This window comes from Clostridiales bacterium (genome assembly GCA_018333995.1).
In the GTDB taxonomy this organism is placed as follows: Bacteria; Actinomycetota; Coriobacteriia; order Anaerosomatales; family SLCP01; genus JAGXSG01.
On sequence record JAGXSG010000030.1, the window covers coordinates 29,629 to 48,521 of the forward strand.

Genomic DNA, 18,893 nt, shown 5'->3' on the forward strand with positions numbered 1-18,893 from the left:
ACAGATCACCTACACCATGTCGAAGCGTTCGGTGTGGACGCGATGTCCCGGAACGCCGATCTGGGGCAACACCTTTTCCATCGCATCCATGAGCGGGGTGGGTCCGCAGATGAAGTACTGAAAGCGCCGGTACAGGTTGGGGGGCAGGTGACGGCAGAGTATCTCGGCGGTGACGAAGCCGCGCTCCCCGGTCCATCCTTCATCGGCGCTGAGCACCACGTTCACGAGCGTGAAGTTCTCCATCCGGTCCGCCATCTCGGCAAGCTCCTCTCGGAAGGTGAGGTCGTCGTAGTCGTTCGCGGCGTGAAAGAGGTAGACAGGCCTCACGTCACCGCGCGTCTCGAGCGCTTGAATCATCGCGTAGAGAGGCGTAATGCCCACCCCGCCGCCGATAAGGACGAACCCGGCGCCTTCTTCGCGGTCGATGGTGAATACGCCGTGCGGACCATCAACCCACGCCCGGGTGCCCGGTTCGATGGTGGGGACGACATCGGTAGACCAGTCGCCGAGCTGTTTGATCGTGAAGGCGATGGTGCCGTCGTGGCTCGGCACGTCCCCGTTTGAAGAGAACGAGATGGGATGCTGGGTGGGCACGAACGGGTTGCGCCCGAACCCCAGCCACGCGAACTGCCCGGGCTCGAACAGGAAGCCCTCGTGTCCGATAGGGCGAAGGACGAGCGTCGTGGAGCGTCCGTGCTCGGCCCGGTTCTCGACTACCTCCCAGGGGTGTCTGAGCAGCTGGATCGGGCGGATGAGTCGGTAGCGCAAGAACATGAGCACAAAAGTGATGAGATACGCGGTCCAAAGGACACGCATCGCCGGGTGAGCGGCGAGCCGTCCCAGGCCCAAGACGTGCGCTCCAGCAAACCCGATGAGCGCTATGGAGAGCAGTCCGTGCGAGACCTGCCATACCTCGTAGGAAAGGCGGATCTGCCGCCGGAACACGGACAGTCCCACCACGAGCATCGCCAACGCGAGCGCGGCCATCCCGGCGATGACAGGCCACGGTGATGTAGCTGACGGGATGAGGACGCTCGGCGGGTAGGCGCTGTTCACGAGGAGCAGGAGAGGGTGGATCACCGCGAGTGCGAAGGCGGCGATGCCGATCTGCCGGTGGAACTGCAGAAGCGAGTCAAGTCCGAAGGCGCCGGCGACACCTCCGAAGCGCGAGACAAGCGCAAGCTCGGTCGCCATGAGTGCGAGCGCGATGTAGCCAGTCGCGATAGAGAGGTAGACGAATGGCCCCGCCCCTTGTTCGGCGTCGAAGAGGACAGCGCCGGCGATAAGCGGGAAGAGGATGAGGGCCAGATAGAGCCCGAACCAAAACACGCCGCTGACTATGAGCCGCATGAACTCCCATCCCCTCTGCCATGCGTTGGTCGCGTCCGCCCGAGAATTGCTGGACCAATCACCTGTAACCTTCATGGAGACTCTACCCGTAGGCATGTAGAAGCCGACGGGTAGCTCGGCGGGCTCGCTACGTAGTAGTGGGTACCAACTCTGTGAGTCGGCTCATCCGGCCGCGGGAGGGGTGCCTGTTGAACGTGCTTGTCATCAACTCGGGAAGCTCGTCGGTCAAGTACGAGCTGTTCGCAATGGGCGCCGACGCCGAGCACTCCATGCTCAACGGCGAGGTCGAGCGCATCGGGTCGCCGGAAGCGTCCCTGTGGCAAGAGGTGCGTACCGAGGACGGTGCAACGTACCGTGACTGCCGGGACGTGCGCGCGAGCGATCACAGCGAGGCCCTCGACTGCGTGCTGGAGGCGCTCGACGGCGCTGCCGATGCGACCGGCGCAGGACCGCTCCAGGCTGTGGGACACCGTGTCGTCCATGGAGGCGAGCGCTTCGCCGACCCGGTCGTGCTCGACGGCGACGCCATCGCCGCGATCGAGCGGCTCGCGCTCCTCGCCCCGCTGCACACCGGCGCGAACCTCGCGGGCATCGAGGCCGCCCGCATCCACCTGCCCGACGTTCCCCACGTCGCCGTGTTCGACACCGCGTTCCACCGCACGATGCCCGCGCATGCGTGCGTCTACGCACTCCCGCGCGAGCTCTGCCGCGAGCACGGCATCCGCCGGTACGGATTCCACGGCACGTCGCACGCGTACGTCGCGAAGCGGGCGGCGGCGTTCCTCGGCAGGCCGCTCGAAGAGCTCGCGCTCATCACGCTGCACCTCGGGGCAGGCGCCTCGGCCACGGCCATACGCGGCGGCGAGAGCGTCGACACGTCGATGGGGATGACGCCGCTCGAAGGCCTCATGATGGGAACCCGGTGCGGCGACGTCGACCCGGCGGTGCCGATGCTTCTCGCGCGCCTCACCGGGCGCTCGCGCGAGGACGTCCACCGCCTGCTCAACAACGAGAGCGGTCTTCTCGGCGTGTGCGGGGCAGGCGACATGCGCGAGGTCCACCGGCTGGCCGAGGAGGGCGACGCGGATGCCGCGCTCGCGCTCGAGATGTTCTGCTACCGCGTCAAGAAGTATGTGGGCGCGTACGTCGCAGCTCTCGGCGGGGCCGATGCGATCGTGTTCACCGCCGGTATTGGCGAGAACGACGCCGAGGTGCGCTCCCGTGTGTGTGGCGGTCTTGACGTGCTCGGCATCGAGATCGACGAGGCGCGCAATCGCGCGAAGGTCGGGGGTGAGCGGCGCATCAGCAGCGACGCGTCGCGCGTGGCGGTGCTGGTCATCCCCACCGACGAGGAGCTGGAGATAGCACGGCGCACGGTCGAGTGCGTGAACGCGTCGAGTCCGTAGCCGCGTCGAGTGCCCGAACACGTCGGGACACGGGACACCCAGTCACGAGGAGTGAGCAGTCATGGAAGACAGAGCCACTGGCACGGTCGAGCCGGCCGGGACGCAGCAGTCGGCACCCCTTCCCGCCGAGGACCTTGCCGCGATGCATGCCTACTGGAGGGCCGCCAACTACCTTTCGGTGGGGCAGATCTACCTGCTCGACGACCCGCTGCTGCGCGAGCCGCTCGGCATGCACCACATCAAGCCGCGCTTGCTCGGGCACTGGGGGACCACGCCGGGGCTCAACTTCTGCTACGCGCACCTCAATCGCGTCATCACCCGCGACGACCTCGACATGATCTTCATCACGGGCCCGGGGCACGGCGGGCCGGCCAACTGCGCCAACACGTGGCTCGAAGGCTCCTACAGCAAGTACTATCCCGACGTGACCCGTGACGAAGAGGGGATGCAGAAGCTCTTCAAGCAGTTCTCCTTCCCGGGTGGCGTGCCGAGTCACGCCGCTCCCGAGACGCCCGGTTCGATCCACGAGGGGGGCGAACTGGGCTACGCGCTCTCGCACGCGTTCGGCGCGGCGTTCGATAACCCCGACCTCATCGTGGCGTGCGTCATCGGCGATGGCGAGGCCGAGACGGGGCCGCTCGCCGCCGCGTGGCACTCGAACAAGTTCTTGAACCCGGTGACCGACGGCGCCGTGCTGCCCATCCTCCACCTCAACGGCTACAAGATCGCCAACCCTACCGTGCTCGCGCGCATCCCCCACGCCGAGCTCGAGGCGTACTTCGTCGGCAACGGATGGAAGCCGTACTTCGTGGAGGGGAGCGAGCCCGAGGCGATGCACCAGGCGATGGCCGCCACGCTCGATACGGTCATCGCCGAGATACGCGCCCTCCAGGAGGAGTGCCGCGCGACCGGCTGCATGACGCGCCCCACCTGGCCGATGATCGTGCTCCGCTCGCCTAAGGGGTGGACCGGCCCGGCCGAGGTCGACGGGAAGAAGGTTGAGGGCAACTGGCGTTCGCACCAGGTCCCGCTCGCCGACGTCGCGCACCGGCCCGACCGCCTCGCGATGCTCGAGGAGTGGCTGCGCAGCTATCGGCCCGAGGAGCTGTTCGACGAGGATGGGGCTCCTCGGCCGGAGATACTGCGCTTCGTACCCCAGGGCAAACGGCGGATGGGGGACAACCCGCATACCAACGGCGGGTTGCTGCGCCACGACCTCCGCATGCCCGACTACCGCGACTACGCGGTCACGGTCGACGAGCCCGGCCACGAGTTCGCCGAGGCCACGCGGGTGCTCGGCACCTTCCTGCGCGACATCATGGCCGCCAACATGCGCAACTTCCGGCTCTTCGGCCCTGACGAGACCGCCTCGAACCGCCTCGACGCCGTCTACGAGGTGAGCAAAAAGACGTGGCTCGCCGAGTACCTGCCCGCAGACGCCGATGGCGGCGAGCTCGCGCCTGACGGGCGGGTGATGGAGATCTTGAGCGAGCACACGTGTCTGGGGTGGCTCGAGGGCTACCTGCTGACCGGTCGTCACGGGCTCATCAGCACGTACGAGGCGTTCGCCCATATCATCGACTCGATGTTCAACCAGCACGCCAAGTGGCTCAAAGTCGCCAAGAACGAGGTCGAGTGGCGCGCGCCCATCGCCTCGTGCAACATCTTGCTGTCGTCGCACGTGTGGCGCCAGGACCACAACGGGTTCACCCACCAAGACCCCGGGTTCATCGACAACGTCGTCAACAAGAAGGGCGACGTGGTGCGCGTCTACCTGCCGCCGGACGCCAACACGCTCCTGTCCGTGGCCGACCACTGCCTGCGCAGCAAGGACTACGTCAACGTCGTCGTCGCCGGCAAGCAGCCCTCCCCGCAGTTCCTCGGCATCGACGAGGCCGCCCGGCACTGCGCGAGCGGTCTGGGCATCTGGGAGTGGGCGAGCAACGACAAGGGCAGCGAGCCGGACATCGTGATGGCGTGCGCCGGCGACGTGCCCACGGTCGAGACGCTCGCTGCGGTCGACCTGCTGCGTCAGCACTTCCCCGACCTGAAGGTCCGCGTCGTCAACGTCGTCAACCTCATGAAGCTCCAGCCTGCCGAGGAACACCCGCACGGCCTCACCGACCGTGAGTTCGACGCGATCTTCACAGTCGACAAGCCGATCGTGTTCGCGTTCCACGGTTACCCATGGCTCATCCATCGTCTCGCGTACCGGCGCACCAACCATCGCAACCTGCACGTGCGCGGGTTCAAAGAGGAGGGGACCACGACCACGCCCTTCGACATGGTCGTCTTGAACGATCTCGACCGGTTCCACCTGTTCTACGACGCGGTCATGCGCGTGCCGCAGCTGCACCACATGGTCGCTTACGCCGGGCAGTTCGTGCGCGACAAGCTGTTCGAGCACCGCGAGTACATCACGACGTACGGCGAGGACATGCCGGAGATCCGCGACTGGCGCTGGCCGTACTGATGCGGGCGGCCGAGGCCCTCGCCGGGCTCCGGGAGTGCCGCGCGTGCCCCCACGAGTGCGCGGTCGACCGCACGGCTGGCGAGCGCGGCGTGTGCCGGGCGGGCGCGCTCGCGTGCGTGTCGAGCGCCGGACCGCACTTCGGCGAGGAGGGGCCGCTCGTGGGCAGGGGCGGGTCGGGCACGGTGTTCTTCGCGTGGTGCAACCTGCACTGCGTCTTCTGCCAGAACTACGACATCTCGCAGCTCGGGCACGGGGAAGACGTGACCGCGAGCGAGCTTGCGGACATCTTCCTCGGCGTGCAGCGGGCCGGGTGCGAGAACGTCAACCTCGTGAGCCCCACGCACTTCGCGCCGCAGATCCTCGAGGCGCTCGATGTCGCGGCCTCCCGCGGTCTCGACCTGCCCCTCGTGTGGAACACCGGCGGCTACGAGTCGCTCGCGACCCTCGCGCTGCTCGACGGTGTGGTCGACGTCTACATGCCCGATCTCAAGTACGCCGATCCCGCCACAGCCGCACGTCTCTCCGGTGCCGCCGACTACCCCGAGCGCGCGTTCGCCGCGCTGCGCGAGATGCACCGGCAGGTCGGCGACCTCACACTCGACGAGCGCGGCATCGCCCGCCGAGGGCTCCTCGTACGTCACCTCGCGCTGCCCGCGGGGCTCGCCGGCACCCCGGAGGTGATGGCGTTCCTTGCCGAGGAGATATCGCGCGACACGTACGTGAACGTCATGGACCAGTATCGGCCGTGCCACCGGGCGGGCGAGCATCCGGAGCTCAGACGGCGCATCACCGCCGAGGAGTACGCCGATGCGGTCGCTGCGGCGCGAGCGGCGGGGTTGCACCGGTTCGCGCGGTGAGACCTGCGGGTTCGCGCCGCGCATCCCTACTCGGCAGCGCCGGTTGTGTCGTCGATCTCCTCGATCGTCTCTGCGATGACCTCAGGCCCGGCCATACGGATCGACATCCCTTCGAACCGCTCGCCTACGACGCTGACCTGACGGCCCTCCAAGGGGGCGAGAACATTGGCGACCTCATCGGCGTTGGCGATGACAGCAACGTTCGTGTCCTCGGCACCGGTCGTGTCGACAACCGCCCAGAAACCGCCTTCGAGATCGACCCATGTGAGCGTACCGATCGCCTGCACGGTGCCACCTTCCAGATCGTAGAGGCCGGGCGCAAGCCGGAGTTCTGTTCCGGGCGTATCGACAGCCCCGTTCTGAACATCGGACGAACGGTCTGCCGCTGCGCACCCGACTAACACGAGCGCGAGCGATAGGGCTAGCACGAGTGCGAGTATCCGTGTGAACATGGTGCGCCTCCCTTCGTCGTTGGAGTTCCTACCCGCTTTGACGTGGGCCACAGCGCGTCGGTTCGCGGGGGAGTAGGGACCAGCGCAGCGCACGGTCAAGAGGGGGATTCGCTTAACTCTCCGCCGTCACCTCGGCACGCTCGTGCAGTCGATACATCGGCGCGTTCTGCCGACACAGAAGGCGCCAATCCGCCCTTCGAGCGGGGTGCCGAGTCGATGGAGCGGGCTGCATGTCGGCGGGGTATCATCATGCGGGATCGTCCGGCTGCGAGAAGGGGATCCACCATGTTCGAAGGGCCGATTTCCGTGCTGTCGTGTTCGGGATTGCGGAAACGTTTCGGCGAGCTTGTCGCGGTAGACGGCGTGAGCTTCGAGATCGCCGCTGGCGAGACGTACGGATTGCTCGGACCCAACGGGGCTGGCAAGACGACGAGTATCGCGATGATCTGTGGACTGCTCGAGCGCGACGCGGGCGATGTGAGACTGCTTGGTGAGCCCTTCACGCCGCGCAGTGTGGCCGCCAAGCGTGCGATCGGGTACGTGCCGCAAGATCTCGCGATCTATCCTGATCTGACCGCCCGCGAGAACCTTGCGTTTTTCGGGCGTCTGTACGGGCTTTCCCGGGGCGAGCTTGCCGCCCGCATCGTCGAGGTCCTCGAGATCATCGGTCTGGCTGATCGCGCCGGCGACAAGGCTGGTGAGTACTCGGGCGGGATGAAGCGGCGCCTCAACATCGGCATCGGCCTCTTGCACAGCCCCAGACTCCTCGTGCTCGACGAGCCCACCGTGGGCGTGGACCCGCAGAGCCGCAACGCGATTCTGGCGAGTGTCGAGCGTCTTGGCGAGGAGGGAATGGCGGTCCTTTATACAACCCACTACATGGAGGAGGCCGAGCGTCTTTGCGATCGCGTGGGCATCATCGACCACGGGGCCATAGTGGCCGAGGGAACCCGCACTGAGCTTGTGCGCCTTGTGGGAGAGCACGACCGCGTGAGGCTTATCGCGACAGGCGATCTCGACTCGGCGGCGCGCTCGCTTGCCGGGATACCCGCCGTTCGCGAGGCCGATGTCGCAGATCACGGCCTGGAACTCATCGTTGAGAACGCGGCTGACGCTCTGCCGCGGCTGCTCGGAACGCTTGCCGCGGCTGGCGTTGCGGTCACCAGCGTTGATGTCGATCAGCCCGATCTGGAGGCGGTCTTCCTGCACCTCACCGGCCGTGCGCTCAGGGACTGATGACGATGAGAACCGCGCTGCTCATCGCAAGGAAAGACCTCACGCGGAAGATGCGCGACAAGTCGGTGTTCATCTACGGCATACTCGCGCCGCTCGGCCTTTCCGTTATCTTCAGTTTCGTGTTTGGGCCGATCGACTCCGCCCGCTTCCACGCGACCTACGCGCTCGTCAACGAGGATGAGGGTCCTATCGCCGAGGCGTTCATCGAGGTGCTCGCCGCGCTTGAAGAAGACGGCATCGCGACAATCGTCGAGGTCGGCTCGGCAGCAGAAGCCCGCACGCGTGTCGAGCGCGCCTCTGCTGAGTTCTCAGGCGAGGAAGGTGAGACGGCAAGTGCCGCGTTCGTGATCCCGGCAGGATTCTCGGAGGGTATCGCCTCCGGTAAGGGCGGCGAGATCACCGTCATCGGCAGTGCAACCTCGCACCTCGCCAGTCAGGTCGCATACTCCATCGCGCACGGATTCTCAACGGAGGTCGGTGCCGTCGAAGTCGCCGTGCGCACCGTGCTTGAGCATGCCGATCCATCAGACGGGCAGCTTCACACGGCCGAGAACGCCGGACGCCTGGCCGAGGAGGTCGCCAACACCCCGCCCCCGGTGTCACTAGACGACGTTACCGCGGCCACGCGTCAGCTTTCGCAAACGACGCACATGGCCGCTGGCATGTCGGTGTTCTTTCTCTTCTTCACCGTCGCTTTTGGAGTGAGCGGTCTGCTCGAAGAGCGTCGGGTAGGCACGATGGATCGTCTTCTCGCCGCACCCATCGACCGTCGGCAGATCATCCTCGGCAAGGCCCTGACGTCCTTCGGGCTCGGTATTGTGAGCATGACGGTGCTGGTGGTCGCGACGTCGCTGCTGCTCGGCGCTAAGTGGGGCGATCCGGTGGGCGTCGCGATGCTCGTCTTTGCGGTCGTCTTTGCGGCGATGGGGATACTCGGCGTGGTCGCGGCGACCGCCAAGACGCAAGCGCAAGCCGAGAACTTCCAGGCCATCATCTCTCTCACGCTCGCGTTTCTCGGCGGGACGTTCTTCTCGGTGGCGCAGACGGGGGGCGTGCTGCAGGCCTTGAGTCTCGTAACGCCGCACGCATGGTTTTTGCGGGGACTGAACGACCTCGCCGCCGGGGACGTGTCAGCGGTATACGAGCCGGTGGCCGCGCTCCTGCTCTTTGGGCTTGTCACCGGCGGGGTCGCGTGGCCGTTCATGAGAAAGGCGGTGGAGCGGTGAAGGCGCTCGTTATCGCACGCATGGCGGTCACCCGTTTGCTGCGTGACCGCTCGAACATCTTCTTCGTCTTCATGTTGCCCATGATGATCATCCTCGTGCTCGGTACCGCTTTTGGCAGCGGCTTCGACGCGAAGGTAGGCGTGCTTGCGGAAGGAGAAGGGGCGCTTAGCCGGGAGATTGTCGGCGGCATCGCCGCGCTCGATGGGGTTGAGGTCATCGAGTACGAGGATCGCGACGAGATCGTACTCGCGGTGGAGCGCGGTGTGGTGCAGGCCGCCGTGTTGATCCCCGCCGGCTACGACTCGCGCCTCGCCGTCGGCGAGGAGGTGGCGATCGAGTACGTCGCCCGTCCGGACGCATCGGCGATGGCGTTGCGCAGCACTATCGAGCCGGTGATCGTCGAACAGGGAGCGCTGCTGCGGGCGGCCGCGTTCGCGGTTGCCCGCTCCGGCGTCGGGCACGCCGACGCGATTGCGACGGCACGCCAGGTGGTAGCCGAGAAAGCTGCGATCGGCGTGAACACCGAGGTTCTAGGTGAGATCTCTCCGTTCGAGCAGATCGGTCAGTTTCAGCTGGGAGCGTACTCGCAGCTCCTGCTTTTCGTGTTCCTCACGTCCATGACGGGATCGACAGCGCTCATCGAGTCACGCCGGATCGGGGTGTCGGCCCGGATGCTTGCGACTCCAACATCGGCGCGTACCGTGATTGCTGGGGAAGCTCTCGGCCGGTTGGCGGTCGCCCTGGTGCAAGGGGGCTTCATCATGGCCGGCACGGCGCTGATGTTTGGAGTGGAGTGGGGCGATCCGTTCGGCGCCGCCGCGGTTCTGTTCCTTTTCTCGCTAGGGGCGTCGGGCGTCGCGATGCTCATTGGCTCGGTGTTGAACAGTGTTGAGCAGGCCGGCGGCGTCGGTGTGGTGCTCGGAATAGGGCTCGGCGCTCTTGGCGGGGCAATGGTGCCGCTCATGGTGATGGAGACTCTCTCGCCCGCCCTCTACCGCGTCGCGCACGTCACGCCGCACGCATGGGGCATCCGCGCGTTCGAGGAGCTCATCCTCGGTGGCGGGACGACCGCTGATATCGTGCCGGAGCTCGGGGTCCTGGCCGCGTTCGCGCTCGTCGTCTTCGCGCTCGGCGCGTGGCGGCTACGTGTCGCGATCACGCGTTTGTGAAGAGCGGGCGACGCTACCCGCCCGGGAATTTGTGTGCATAAAGACTCCTTAACGTCACGCCGATACAGATACTGAGCTCCAGTGCATGTCTTGATGCGGGGAAGGACGCTGCATGCCCCCTAAGGATGGCGGCGCGCTTCCTGCCGATGCCGGGCAATCCACCGGCCCAGGCAGTTGCGCGCACGATTTCGTCGTGAGCGAACCGGAGTTGCGCTCACTGCTTCTCGATCTCGTCAGCGACGCGATCATCTGCCACACCCTCGACGGATGCATCGTCTACGCCAATGAAGCCGCGTGCATGCAACGTGGCTACACGTGCGAGGAGTTCATCGGCATGCGCCTTGGCGATGTTGTGAGCGTCAAGGAGAGTGAGCGGGTGGCTGAGCGCGTCGAGACGTTGCTGCGCGAGGGGTCGATGGTATTTGAGTCTGAGGACGTCACACGGGACGGAAGCGCGATTCCCATCGAGGTGCACGCCCGGATCGCCGAGGTAGCGGGCGTACAGATCATCATCAGCATCATCCGGGACATCAGCGAGCGTAAGCGCGCCCAGGCCGAGATCGAATCACTCGCGTTCCGCGACACTCTCACCGGGCTTCCCAATCGCAGGATGTTCATGGACCGGGCGCGGATGACGCTTTCGAACGCTCGCCGCACAGGAGAGAACGTCGCTCTGCTCTTTCTCGACATCGACTACCTCAAGCGGGTGAACGATCAGCTTGGACACCGGGCGGGAGATCGTCTCCTGTCGCTCGTGGGCATGCGGCTGTCCGATCTCGTTCGTACGGCCGACACTGTCGCACGCCTATCGGGTGACGAGTTCGTGGTGCTCATGCCCGGCATCAGAGACGCGACGACCGCCGAGGAGGTCGCGTCGAAGATTCTCGCGGGCCTGAAGGAGCCGCTCGATCTGGACGGAACCGCATTATCGGTGACCGCGTCGATAGGTGTCGCGCTCAACGACCCGCGGGAGATCGGGGTCGAAGAGATGCTCGCGCGTGCCGACGGGGCGATGTACGCGGTCAAGTCCGGATCGCGAAACGCATACGCACTCCACGTGCCCAAACGGGCCGAGAGCCCTTTGGACGGCTACGAGCTCGAAGGCCAGATCGCTCGAGCGATCAATCGCGACGAACTCGTCCTCTACTACCAGCCGCAAGTCATTCTCTCTGATGGCCGTGTCGAGTGCGTTGAAGCGCTCATCAGGTGGGATCATCCTGTTCGCGGCTTGATCATGCCCGACCGTTTTGTTGCACTCGCAGAGGAGTCCGGACAGAGCGGCGCCCTCGGCCGGTGGGTGATTCGCACGGCGTGTAGGCAACATAGTGAGTGGCTCGATTCGGGACTTCCGGCGGTTCGCATCGCGGTGAACATCTCCTATCGTCAAATGCTGCAGCCCGGGCTCGTTGACGTGGTTGAAGCCGCGCTTGCCGAGACGGGCATGGACGCTCGCTACCTCGAGCTCGAGCTCAATGAGATGGACATCGTGCGGGCAAACGAGACGGTCCGGCGTACCCTCGGAGCGCTGCGTGAGCGAGGAGTGAGGCTCGCGGTTAGCGGATTCGGTGAGGGCTACTTGGTCCGGGGCTACGTGCACGGGGTGCCGGTTGATACCCTGAAGATTCACCGGTGTCAGGGTTCGGAGCTCGACGCTGAAGCGGGGTCGAAGGTCTCCTCGGCGATACTTGCGCTTGCCGACGGGCTTGCGCTCAACACCGTCGTCGAGTGTGTCGAAGACGAGAGGCAGCTGCGCGAGGCGGCGAGGGGGCGCAGTGGCGGTGTCCAGGGTCACGTATTCAGTCGTGCGCTTCCGCCGCATGAGGTCGCTGCGCTCATCCGTGACGGGTTCACGACGGGTACGGTGTGAGGGCGGCGGTTTCAATCCGACGATTCACGTGCTCCGTCCACCGCGGCGACATTTCGTGGCAGAATGGACACGTGGATGGGAAGGTCGTGAGAGTCCCAGGCCGTAGGGTGCCCCGGATGGAACAGGCCGACCGTGCGGGAGTCATCAGCGGGTGAGTCTGAAACGCGCAGAAGCGGCGGTGACCTGCGGCCACCGAGGCGGCGCGGCTTCATCGTGGCGTGGGTGGCGCTTCTGGCTGTCGCCGTAGTGGCGGGAAGCGTTACACACTACCGATTCCGTCAAGCCCACATCAACGAGCAGCGTGTAGCCATACTGGTCGTTGCTGAGCTGGCTGCGAATCGGGTTGAAAAAGTAATCACGGACCGGATAAGTGACGCGCGCCTGATGTCGGAGAACTTCGGGTACGCCCTTCGCGTGAGAGACTTCTTCGACGATCCTGGGGATGCTGTCAATGCTATGGCGGTGAGCTCGCGGCTTCTCGCCGAGCACAAGCATCGCAACTACGCATACCTTCAGCTTGTCGCTTCCGACCTGACGCAACGGATGGGTGTGCCTGACACGGCTACACCCCGTGCCGTCGATACCGATGCCGTGAGCCGGGCGCTCCGTTCACCGGGCGCGGTCGAGCTGGGTGACGTACGGGTGACACCCGAAGGTGAGGTTGAGTTGGCCGTCACCGCGCCGCTTTCGGCACCGGGCGTTGACGGTTTGGAAGTGATCGCGGTCTGTGTGTTCCACCTCGACATGGAACAGACGGTCTTCACGCAGCTGGAGAGGTGGCCCGGGGTCAACCAGAGCGGGGAGATCCTGCTCGTCTCGCCAGCACATGCCGGATACACGATACTCAGCCCACGGCGGTTTGGCACGGTGGAAGATACCGGCCCTCTACTTCAGGTCGCATCCGGCGAAGGCGTCACAGGTGATGACTTCGGGGACAGGAGACCGTTCTCTGTCAGAGACTATCGGGGCGTCGAGGTCGAGGCGGCACTCGCTCCGGTTGCTGGGACACCCTGGTACATACAGGCGAAACTCGATAGATCAGAGGTCTACGCACCTGTTAGGAACCACCTTCTCACCGTTGCGGCTTCCATGGCGGCGTGGGTGGTAGCTGTCTCGCTCGGTATGCACTTACTCTGGCGCTCAAGTAGGCACAAGCATGAAATCGCATTGGCAACTATCAAGCATGCTGATTCCAAGGCCGAGACGCTTGAGTATCTCAACCGCGAACTGGAGCAGGCGAACTCGGTCAAGAATGCATTCCTTGCCAGCATGAGTCACGAGCTACGGACGCCGCTCAACGCGATCATCGGATTCTCCGGCGTGCTCAAGCAGGAGTTGGCGGGCCCTCTCAATCCGGAGCAGATGAAGCAGGTTGAGATGGTGCACACGTCGGGGCGGCATCTACTCGCGCTCATCGATGATGTTCTCGATATTGCGAGAATCGAAGCTGGCGGATTCGATGTGACTCCTGAGCGATTCGGCCTTCATGATGCCGTGTCAGGGATCATCGAGATGATGGCTCCGATTGCCAAACAGAAGGCCATCGAGTTGCGGCATGTCGGACCAACGATCCCTATCGAGGCCTCAACGGATCTCGGGAAGTTCAGGCAAATTCTCTTAAACCTTGTGGGAAACGCCGTCAAGTTCACTTCTGAAGGGCATGTGGAGGTACGGTTCGGAGGTCGGCCGTACGGAGGTATCTGGATCGAGGTCGAAGACACCGGACCGGGAATCTCGGCGGAAGACCTCGAGCACATCTTCGAGCCCTTCGTGCAGCTTGAACAATCCGGTGAAGCTAAGGCAAAAGGCACCGGCCTGGGGCTGGCCCTGTCCCAGGAAAACGCGGCGCTTCTCGGAGGGCGAATCACGGTGGCGAGCCAGCCTGGTAAGGGCACAGTATTCAAGCTCGAGCTTCCCAGCCTGCTGTAATGAGCGGGTAGTTCCTGCTTGGCTGACGAGTGTGGAGATCGCACTCTTCGCCCAGGGCTGAAGCGTCATCAGTAAGGCTCGGGTATACTATCGTCCCGAAAGGCCACGAGACGTTACGTATCGTGAGAGTGCCGTCGCAGTGCTCAGGCGCGAACGCTCCGGTTCACCCCAGGCTGCTCGGCAACGGTCTTCGGTACGTCCTCAATTCGCGCGCGCTGACACGACGGGGAAAATCGATGCCCAAGAACGACGTGAATCTCACACGGTGGAGCAAGCTCGCAGAGGCGAACAGCGTATTCGCGCCGGAACTCTTCGAGAAGTACGACGTCAAGCGGGGTCTGCGTGATGAGTCCGGTCGAGGTGTGGTCGCCGGTCTGACGCAGGTGGGTGATGTCATCGGCTACTACACCGACACAGGCACGAGCCATCCGTCTCCTGGGGAACTCATCTACCGCGGCATCGACATCAACGAAATTGTGGAAGGCTTCACTTCGGCAGGCCGTCGGGGGTACGAGGAGACTGCGTACCTGCTTCTCTTTGGCGAATTGCCAAACGCCGATGAGCTTGCCGAGTTCGAGGACGTGCTCGCTTCGTACCGCAAACTGCCGCGACAGTTTGTGCACCACGGCATCTTGGACATGCCGAGCCGGGACATCATGAACGCGCTCGCGCGTACGGTGCTGTCGCTATACACGCTCGACGATCGAGCGGACGATACTTCCATCGCGAATGTCTTGCGACAGAGTCTCCATCTGATCGCCAAGCTTCCGATGCTGTCCGTCTATGCCTATCAGGCGCATCTCGATGATTCCCTCGGCAAGAGTCTTGTCATCCACCGGCCGGTGCGCGAGCTTTCAACCGCTGAGAACTTCTTGCACATGCTCCGCTCTGACTCAAAGTACACCCAGCTTGAGGCGACGCTGCTCGATCTTTCGCTTGTTGTGCACGCCGAGCACGGGGGCGGAAACAACTCAACGTTCACGACGCACGTGGTCACGTCGACAATGACCGACACGTACTCAGTCATCGCTGCCGCGCTCGGTTCGCTGAAAGGACCGCGTCACGGAGGTGCGAACATCAAGGCGCTGGAGATGCTCGCAGACGCCGAGGAGCGTGTTCGTGACTGGGAAGACGAGGACGAGATCGCCGCCTATCTCGACCGGATTCTCGACAAGCAGGAGTTCGATCGCTCTGGGCTCATCTACGGGATGGGGCACCCCGTCTACTCGATATCGGACCCGCGCGCCCTCATCCTGAAGCGTTACGCCGAGATGCTCGCCGTCGAGAAGGGCCGAGAGATGGAGTTCCGCTTCTACGAGCGGATCGAGCGTCTCGCGCCCGAGGTCATCGCGAAGGTCAGGACGATGCAGAAGGGCGTGAGCGCCAACGTCGATTTCTACTCCGGCTTCGTCTGCGAGATGCTTGGGATACCCAAGGAGCTCTTCACCCCACTCTTCGCGATCTCCCGTGTTGCGGGGTGGTGCGCGCATCGTATCGAGGAGATCGCCACCGGCGGCAAGATCATCCGGCCCGCATACAAGGCGGTCGGTCCAAGGCGGGAGTACATCCCGCTCGAGCAGCGGTAGCGGTCGCTGGGTTTCTCGGCGGTCGTGGCGTGCGGGGTGGACGGCGCGCGAGGAGGCCGGCGTGCATTCCGCTACGCGGCGTGCTACACTCCGCAGGCTTAGTACCTAAGACCCGGTTGTCCTCGATGCGCTAACCTGCGCGATCGCCTTCGGATCAACTGCGTCTGCAACGCGGTGCCGCCCGGATTGGGCAGGCACGCCCGAAGGAGACAACCAATATGTCGTTCGAACCGCTCGGCTTAGAGCCGCGCCTTCTTGCCGCCGTGACTCGCATGGGGTACACGGTGCCCACGCCCATTCAGTCCCAGGCGATTCCGCACGTTCTTGCCGGGCGTGATGTAGTCGGCGTCGCTCAAACAGGGACCGGAAAGACCGCCGCTTTCGTGCTGCCGATGTTGCAGCGCACGCCCGTGAAGCGAGGCGTGCGCGCGCTCGTGGTAACACCTACCCGTGAGCTCGCTTCTCAGATCGCGGACGTGACACGTACGGTTGCACGCACGACAGGGCACCGGACGGCGGTCGTATTTGGCGGTGTGGGGATCCAGGCCCAGGTATCTACGTTGCGTCGAGGAGTCGACGTCGTCATCGCGTGCCCAGGCCGGTTGCTCGACTTGCACTCTCGCAGAGCTGTCGATCTGTCTGGCGTCGAGATCGTGGTTCTCGATGAGGCGGATCGCATGCTCGACATGGGATTCTGGCCCGATGTACGGCGCATCCTCGCACTGCTTCCGGCGCGCCGTCAGAACCTGCTCTTTAGCGCGACGATGGCCGCCGAGGTAGTCAAGGTTGTCGATTCGGTGCTTACCGACCCGGTACGCGTCGAGGTGGCTCCGCCGAGCACCCCGGTCGAGCGGATCGGGCAATCGGTGTATCCCGTGTGCGGGACGCAGAAGACCGATCTGCTCGTTGAATTGCTCGCCGCTGAGCGCGATCGCACACGCACGCTCGTCTTCACCCGCACGAAGCACCGGGCTGACCGTCTGAGCAGACAACTGATCCGCCGTGGAATCATGAGCGAGGCGATTCACGGTGACCGCTCGCAGGGGCAGCGCGAACGCGCCCTCGAGGCGTTCCGTTCGGGGCGCTCGAAGGTGCTCGTCGCAACGGATGTCGTCTCCCGCGGCATCGATATCGATGGCATCGGCCGGGTCATCAATTACGACATGCCCAACACCACGGAAGACTACATTCACCGCATCGGCCGTACCGCGCGCGCGGGGGCGAGCGGTTTGGCTGTGAGCTTCCTTGCCGCCGAGGAACATGACACGTTGCTCGCGATCGAGCGGCACCTCGATACCGTGCTTGCGTGTGAGGATCTTGCGGGATTCGAGTACAAGGAGCGAACGCTTCCCGATCCGCGCAGGCATGAGGCCCGCGCCGTGGCGCACAGTGGCCGCAGCGGTCGCCGGGGCGGCAAGGGACGTGCGGGGAGGCGCGGCGGCCGGTAGTCTCGGCGAGACCGGCTCAGAATCAGCCGCGCAGTCCAGACGTACCTATCGTGCGGGCTTACTCCCCGTCAGCCGCGATCCCATCGAGCTTGAAGATGAAGCGCACGTCGCCTGTCGCGCCGTCCGGCTTGCCGAGGAACGTGTCGTACGCCTCCGCCGCTTCTTCCATCCGTGAGACGACCACCTCCCCAAGGTTCGACTCGTCGATCCCTTCTCCGAGTTTGGTGGAGATTTCGCTCAGCGCAAGCGTGGTGGTCGAGACGCCAGGGACCTTGGCGCCCGCAAGCGTGCCTCCGTCACGCACCGCGAGGAGTGCGTCGCGGAGCTGGCCGAGCATTCCGGGCAGCTCTTCGAGCGGCTCAAGCGCGTCCGCTGCCAGCACTATCCCGGAGCTTACGCCCTCGAGACCGCGCGCTGCGTCTGCCAGGCCGTCGCGGCTTGCCGTCAGGCCGGGCATGCGCTGCCCACCGGGCACGGGGCCTCCATCGCGCAGAGTCTCAAGCGCGACCGCAAGTGAGTTGAACTGACCCGGCAACGCGATAAGCGGAGCGGTGCCCGCAGCGAGCGCGTCGAGCGAGTCAGCGATCCGGGTGAGGCTTGAGGAAAGCTCAGTGAGCGCGCTACGGGTTCCAGTCAGGCCAAGCGGCATGCCCATCGCGTCGTCGCCGTCGCGCAACGCGGTGAGCATCTGCGACTGTGCGGATAGCCCGGTTGCTATCTCGACCGCCGCCGCGGTGTGGGTTGTGTCTGCGGACGCGTCGGCGAGCGCCCACGCGCTTGTCTCAAGTCCGGCGTTCGATGCGGCGATGGCGTCTAGGTACGCGATTTGCCCGTCGAGGAGTTCTACCATGCCGTCCACGTCCGCCTTCGTCTCCCGGACATCACCGCCGAGCGCCTTAATCGCGGCGGGAATCTCGGCTATAGGCCGGTGGTCGTGTCCGCGCAGTTGAGCGATGACAGAGTTGAGGTACGCGATCTGTGCGTCGAGCAGGTTGGCGAGTCCGGAAACGCCGGCGCCAAGATCGCGCGATCCCGCGGCGAGCCGTTCGAAACCAGCCGCCGCGTCTCCGATTCCGGCATACTGGGCGGGATCGATCCCATCTGCCATACCACCGAGGATGTGGTGATGTCCTTCCGACAGCTGCTTGAGGCCGCCGAGTCCGTCACGCAACTCGGCAAGTTGATCGGTCACCGAGAAATCGGGTGAACCTGCCATCTTCGGGAACACGGATACGACTATCGGTTCGATTTCGATGTCATCACCGGTCATCTCGATCACCACGGTGGTTTCGGGCTGCGGGAACGCCATGAATGTGTGGCTCACCGTGGAGCCGGAGACACTTACGATCTCCGCGTCAGCGACGATATCTGTAAAGCGCGTGCCGTCAACTTCGATCATGACCGGCGCGAGCATTGGCACCCAGTACTCGGCTTGTCCTGAGCGGATGAGGCCGTCGGCACCGGTGTAGGTGACTTCTTCTTCCACCCGAAGACGGTTGGTGACCGTCACCTCGATGCGGACCCGTCCGCTCGCGCCCGCAAGATCTCCTGGTGTTGTGCGTCGGCCATCGAGGTAGTAGACGGCGTCGATCTCGATGGGGAGTTGCTCTTGGGTCGTTGCGCGGTAGAAGAAGTCACGGCGGCTGTTGACGTCGAGGGTCCAGGTGACGCCGTCTGTGGACACGCGCGGCTCGAGCGAGTCTTCGAGCGCTTCCGGTGACGTGACGGTGCCAGGATCGAAAACCTCCACCGTTCCGTCGCCATCGACGCGCAACCAGTCGATCACGACCGTTTCGCGCGGCACCCCACTCGCATCGGCGACGACGTAGACCGTCTCGTCATCGTGGACGGTGAAGCCGGACGGTAACGCTCGGCCCGTCTCGGCTGAGGCGGG

At 64.7% G+C, this 18,893-nt stretch carries 13 protein-coding genes; 10 read left to right on the plus strand and 3 right to left on the minus strand.

Going from position 1 to position 18,893, the window contains the following annotated elements; translation table 11 throughout:
- Positions 1-9: 9 nt before the first annotated feature.
- The gene (locus KGZ40_08665; protein MBS3957576.1) at positions 10-1,350 is read right to left on the minus strand and encodes a ferredoxin reductase family protein; all 1,341 of its coding nucleotides are present in this window, start codon (positions 1,348-1,350) and stop codon (positions 10-12) included.
- Positions 1,351-1,538: 188 nt separating this feature from the next.
- Here KGZ40_08665 and KGZ40_08670 point away from each other — a divergent pair, with 188 nt between their 5' ends.
- The 3 genes from KGZ40_08670 (at position 1,539) to KGZ40_08680 (ending at position 6,086) form a co-directional block, all read left to right on the plus strand.
- Positions 1,539-2,756: an acetate kinase gene (locus KGZ40_08670; GenBank protein ID MBS3957577.1), complete on the plus strand. Its 1,218-nt coding sequence runs from the start codon at positions 1,539-1,541 to the stop codon at positions 2,754-2,756.
- A gap of 61 nt (positions 2,757-2,817) precedes the next feature.
- Positions 2,818-5,229, plus strand: coding sequence for a phosphoketolase family protein (locus KGZ40_08675; protein ID MBS3957578.1), 2,412 nt, complete (start codon positions 2,818-2,820; stop codon positions 5,227-5,229).
- Positions 5,229-6,086 carry a radical SAM protein gene (locus tag KGZ40_08680; protein MBS3957579.1) on the plus strand — a complete coding sequence of 286 codons (858 nt, stop codon included), beginning with the start codon at positions 5,229-5,231 and terminating at the stop codon, positions 6,084-6,086. The genes KGZ40_08675 and KGZ40_08680 overlap by 1 nt, the downstream gene beginning before the upstream one ends.
- A 26-nt stretch (positions 6,087-6,112) precedes the next feature.
- On the opposite strand, the gene KGZ40_08685 is transcribed toward KGZ40_08680, so the two are convergent.
- Positions 6,113-6,538 (minus strand): hypothetical protein, encoded by a 426-nt coding sequence (locus tag KGZ40_08685; GenBank protein MBS3957580.1) that lies wholly within the window; start codon positions 6,536-6,538, stop codon positions 6,113-6,115.
- 285 nt (positions 6,539-6,823) lie between these two features.
- Here KGZ40_08685 and KGZ40_08690 point away from each other — a divergent pair, with 285 nt between their 5' ends.
- The 7 genes from KGZ40_08690 (at position 6,824) to KGZ40_08720 (ending at position 16,999) form a co-directional block, all read left to right on the plus strand.
- Complete coding sequence (locus KGZ40_08690) at positions 6,824-7,774, plus strand: ABC transporter ATP-binding protein (GenBank protein MBS3957581.1); 951 nt, start codon at positions 6,824-6,826, stop codon at positions 7,772-7,774.
- Positions 7,774-9,000, plus strand: coding sequence for an ABC transporter permease (locus KGZ40_08695; GenBank protein MBS3957582.1), 1,227 nt, complete (start codon positions 7,774-7,776; stop codon positions 8,998-9,000). Before KGZ40_08690 ends, KGZ40_08695 begins: the two co-directional genes overlap by 1 nt.
- Positions 8,997-10,169 carry an ABC transporter permease gene (locus tag KGZ40_08700; protein ID MBS3957583.1) on the plus strand — a complete coding sequence of 391 codons (1,173 nt, stop codon included), beginning with the start codon at positions 8,997-8,999 and terminating at the stop codon, positions 10,167-10,169. The genes KGZ40_08695 and KGZ40_08700 overlap by 4 nt, the downstream gene beginning before the upstream one ends.
- A 112-nt stretch (positions 10,170-10,281) precedes the next feature.
- Positions 10,282-12,036 (plus strand): EAL domain-containing protein, encoded by a 1,755-nt coding sequence (locus KGZ40_08705; GenBank protein MBS3957584.1) that lies wholly within the window; start codon positions 10,282-10,284, stop codon positions 12,034-12,036.
- Between the two features lie 132 nt (positions 12,037-12,168).
- Complete coding sequence (locus KGZ40_08710) at positions 12,169-13,965, plus strand: hypothetical protein (protein MBS3957585.1); 1,797 nt, start codon at positions 12,169-12,171, stop codon at positions 13,963-13,965.
- Between the two features lie 236 nt (positions 13,966-14,201).
- A complete protein-coding gene (locus tag KGZ40_08715) occupies positions 14,202-15,551 on the plus strand; it encodes a citrate/2-methylcitrate synthase (GenBank protein MBS3957586.1) in 1,350 nt (449 codons plus the stop codon).
- Between the two features lie 218 nt (positions 15,552-15,769).
- Positions 15,770-16,999 carry a DEAD/DEAH box helicase gene (locus tag KGZ40_08720; protein MBS3957587.1) on the plus strand — a complete coding sequence of 410 codons (1,230 nt, stop codon included), beginning with the start codon at positions 15,770-15,772 and terminating at the stop codon, positions 16,997-16,999.
- 58 nt (positions 17,000-17,057) lie between these two features.
- Here the strand turns inward: KGZ40_08720 and KGZ40_08725 are convergent.
- A partial coding sequence (locus tag KGZ40_08725; GenBank protein MBS3957588.1) for a hypothetical protein occupies positions 17,058-18,893 on the minus strand: 1,836 nt, incomplete at its 5' end.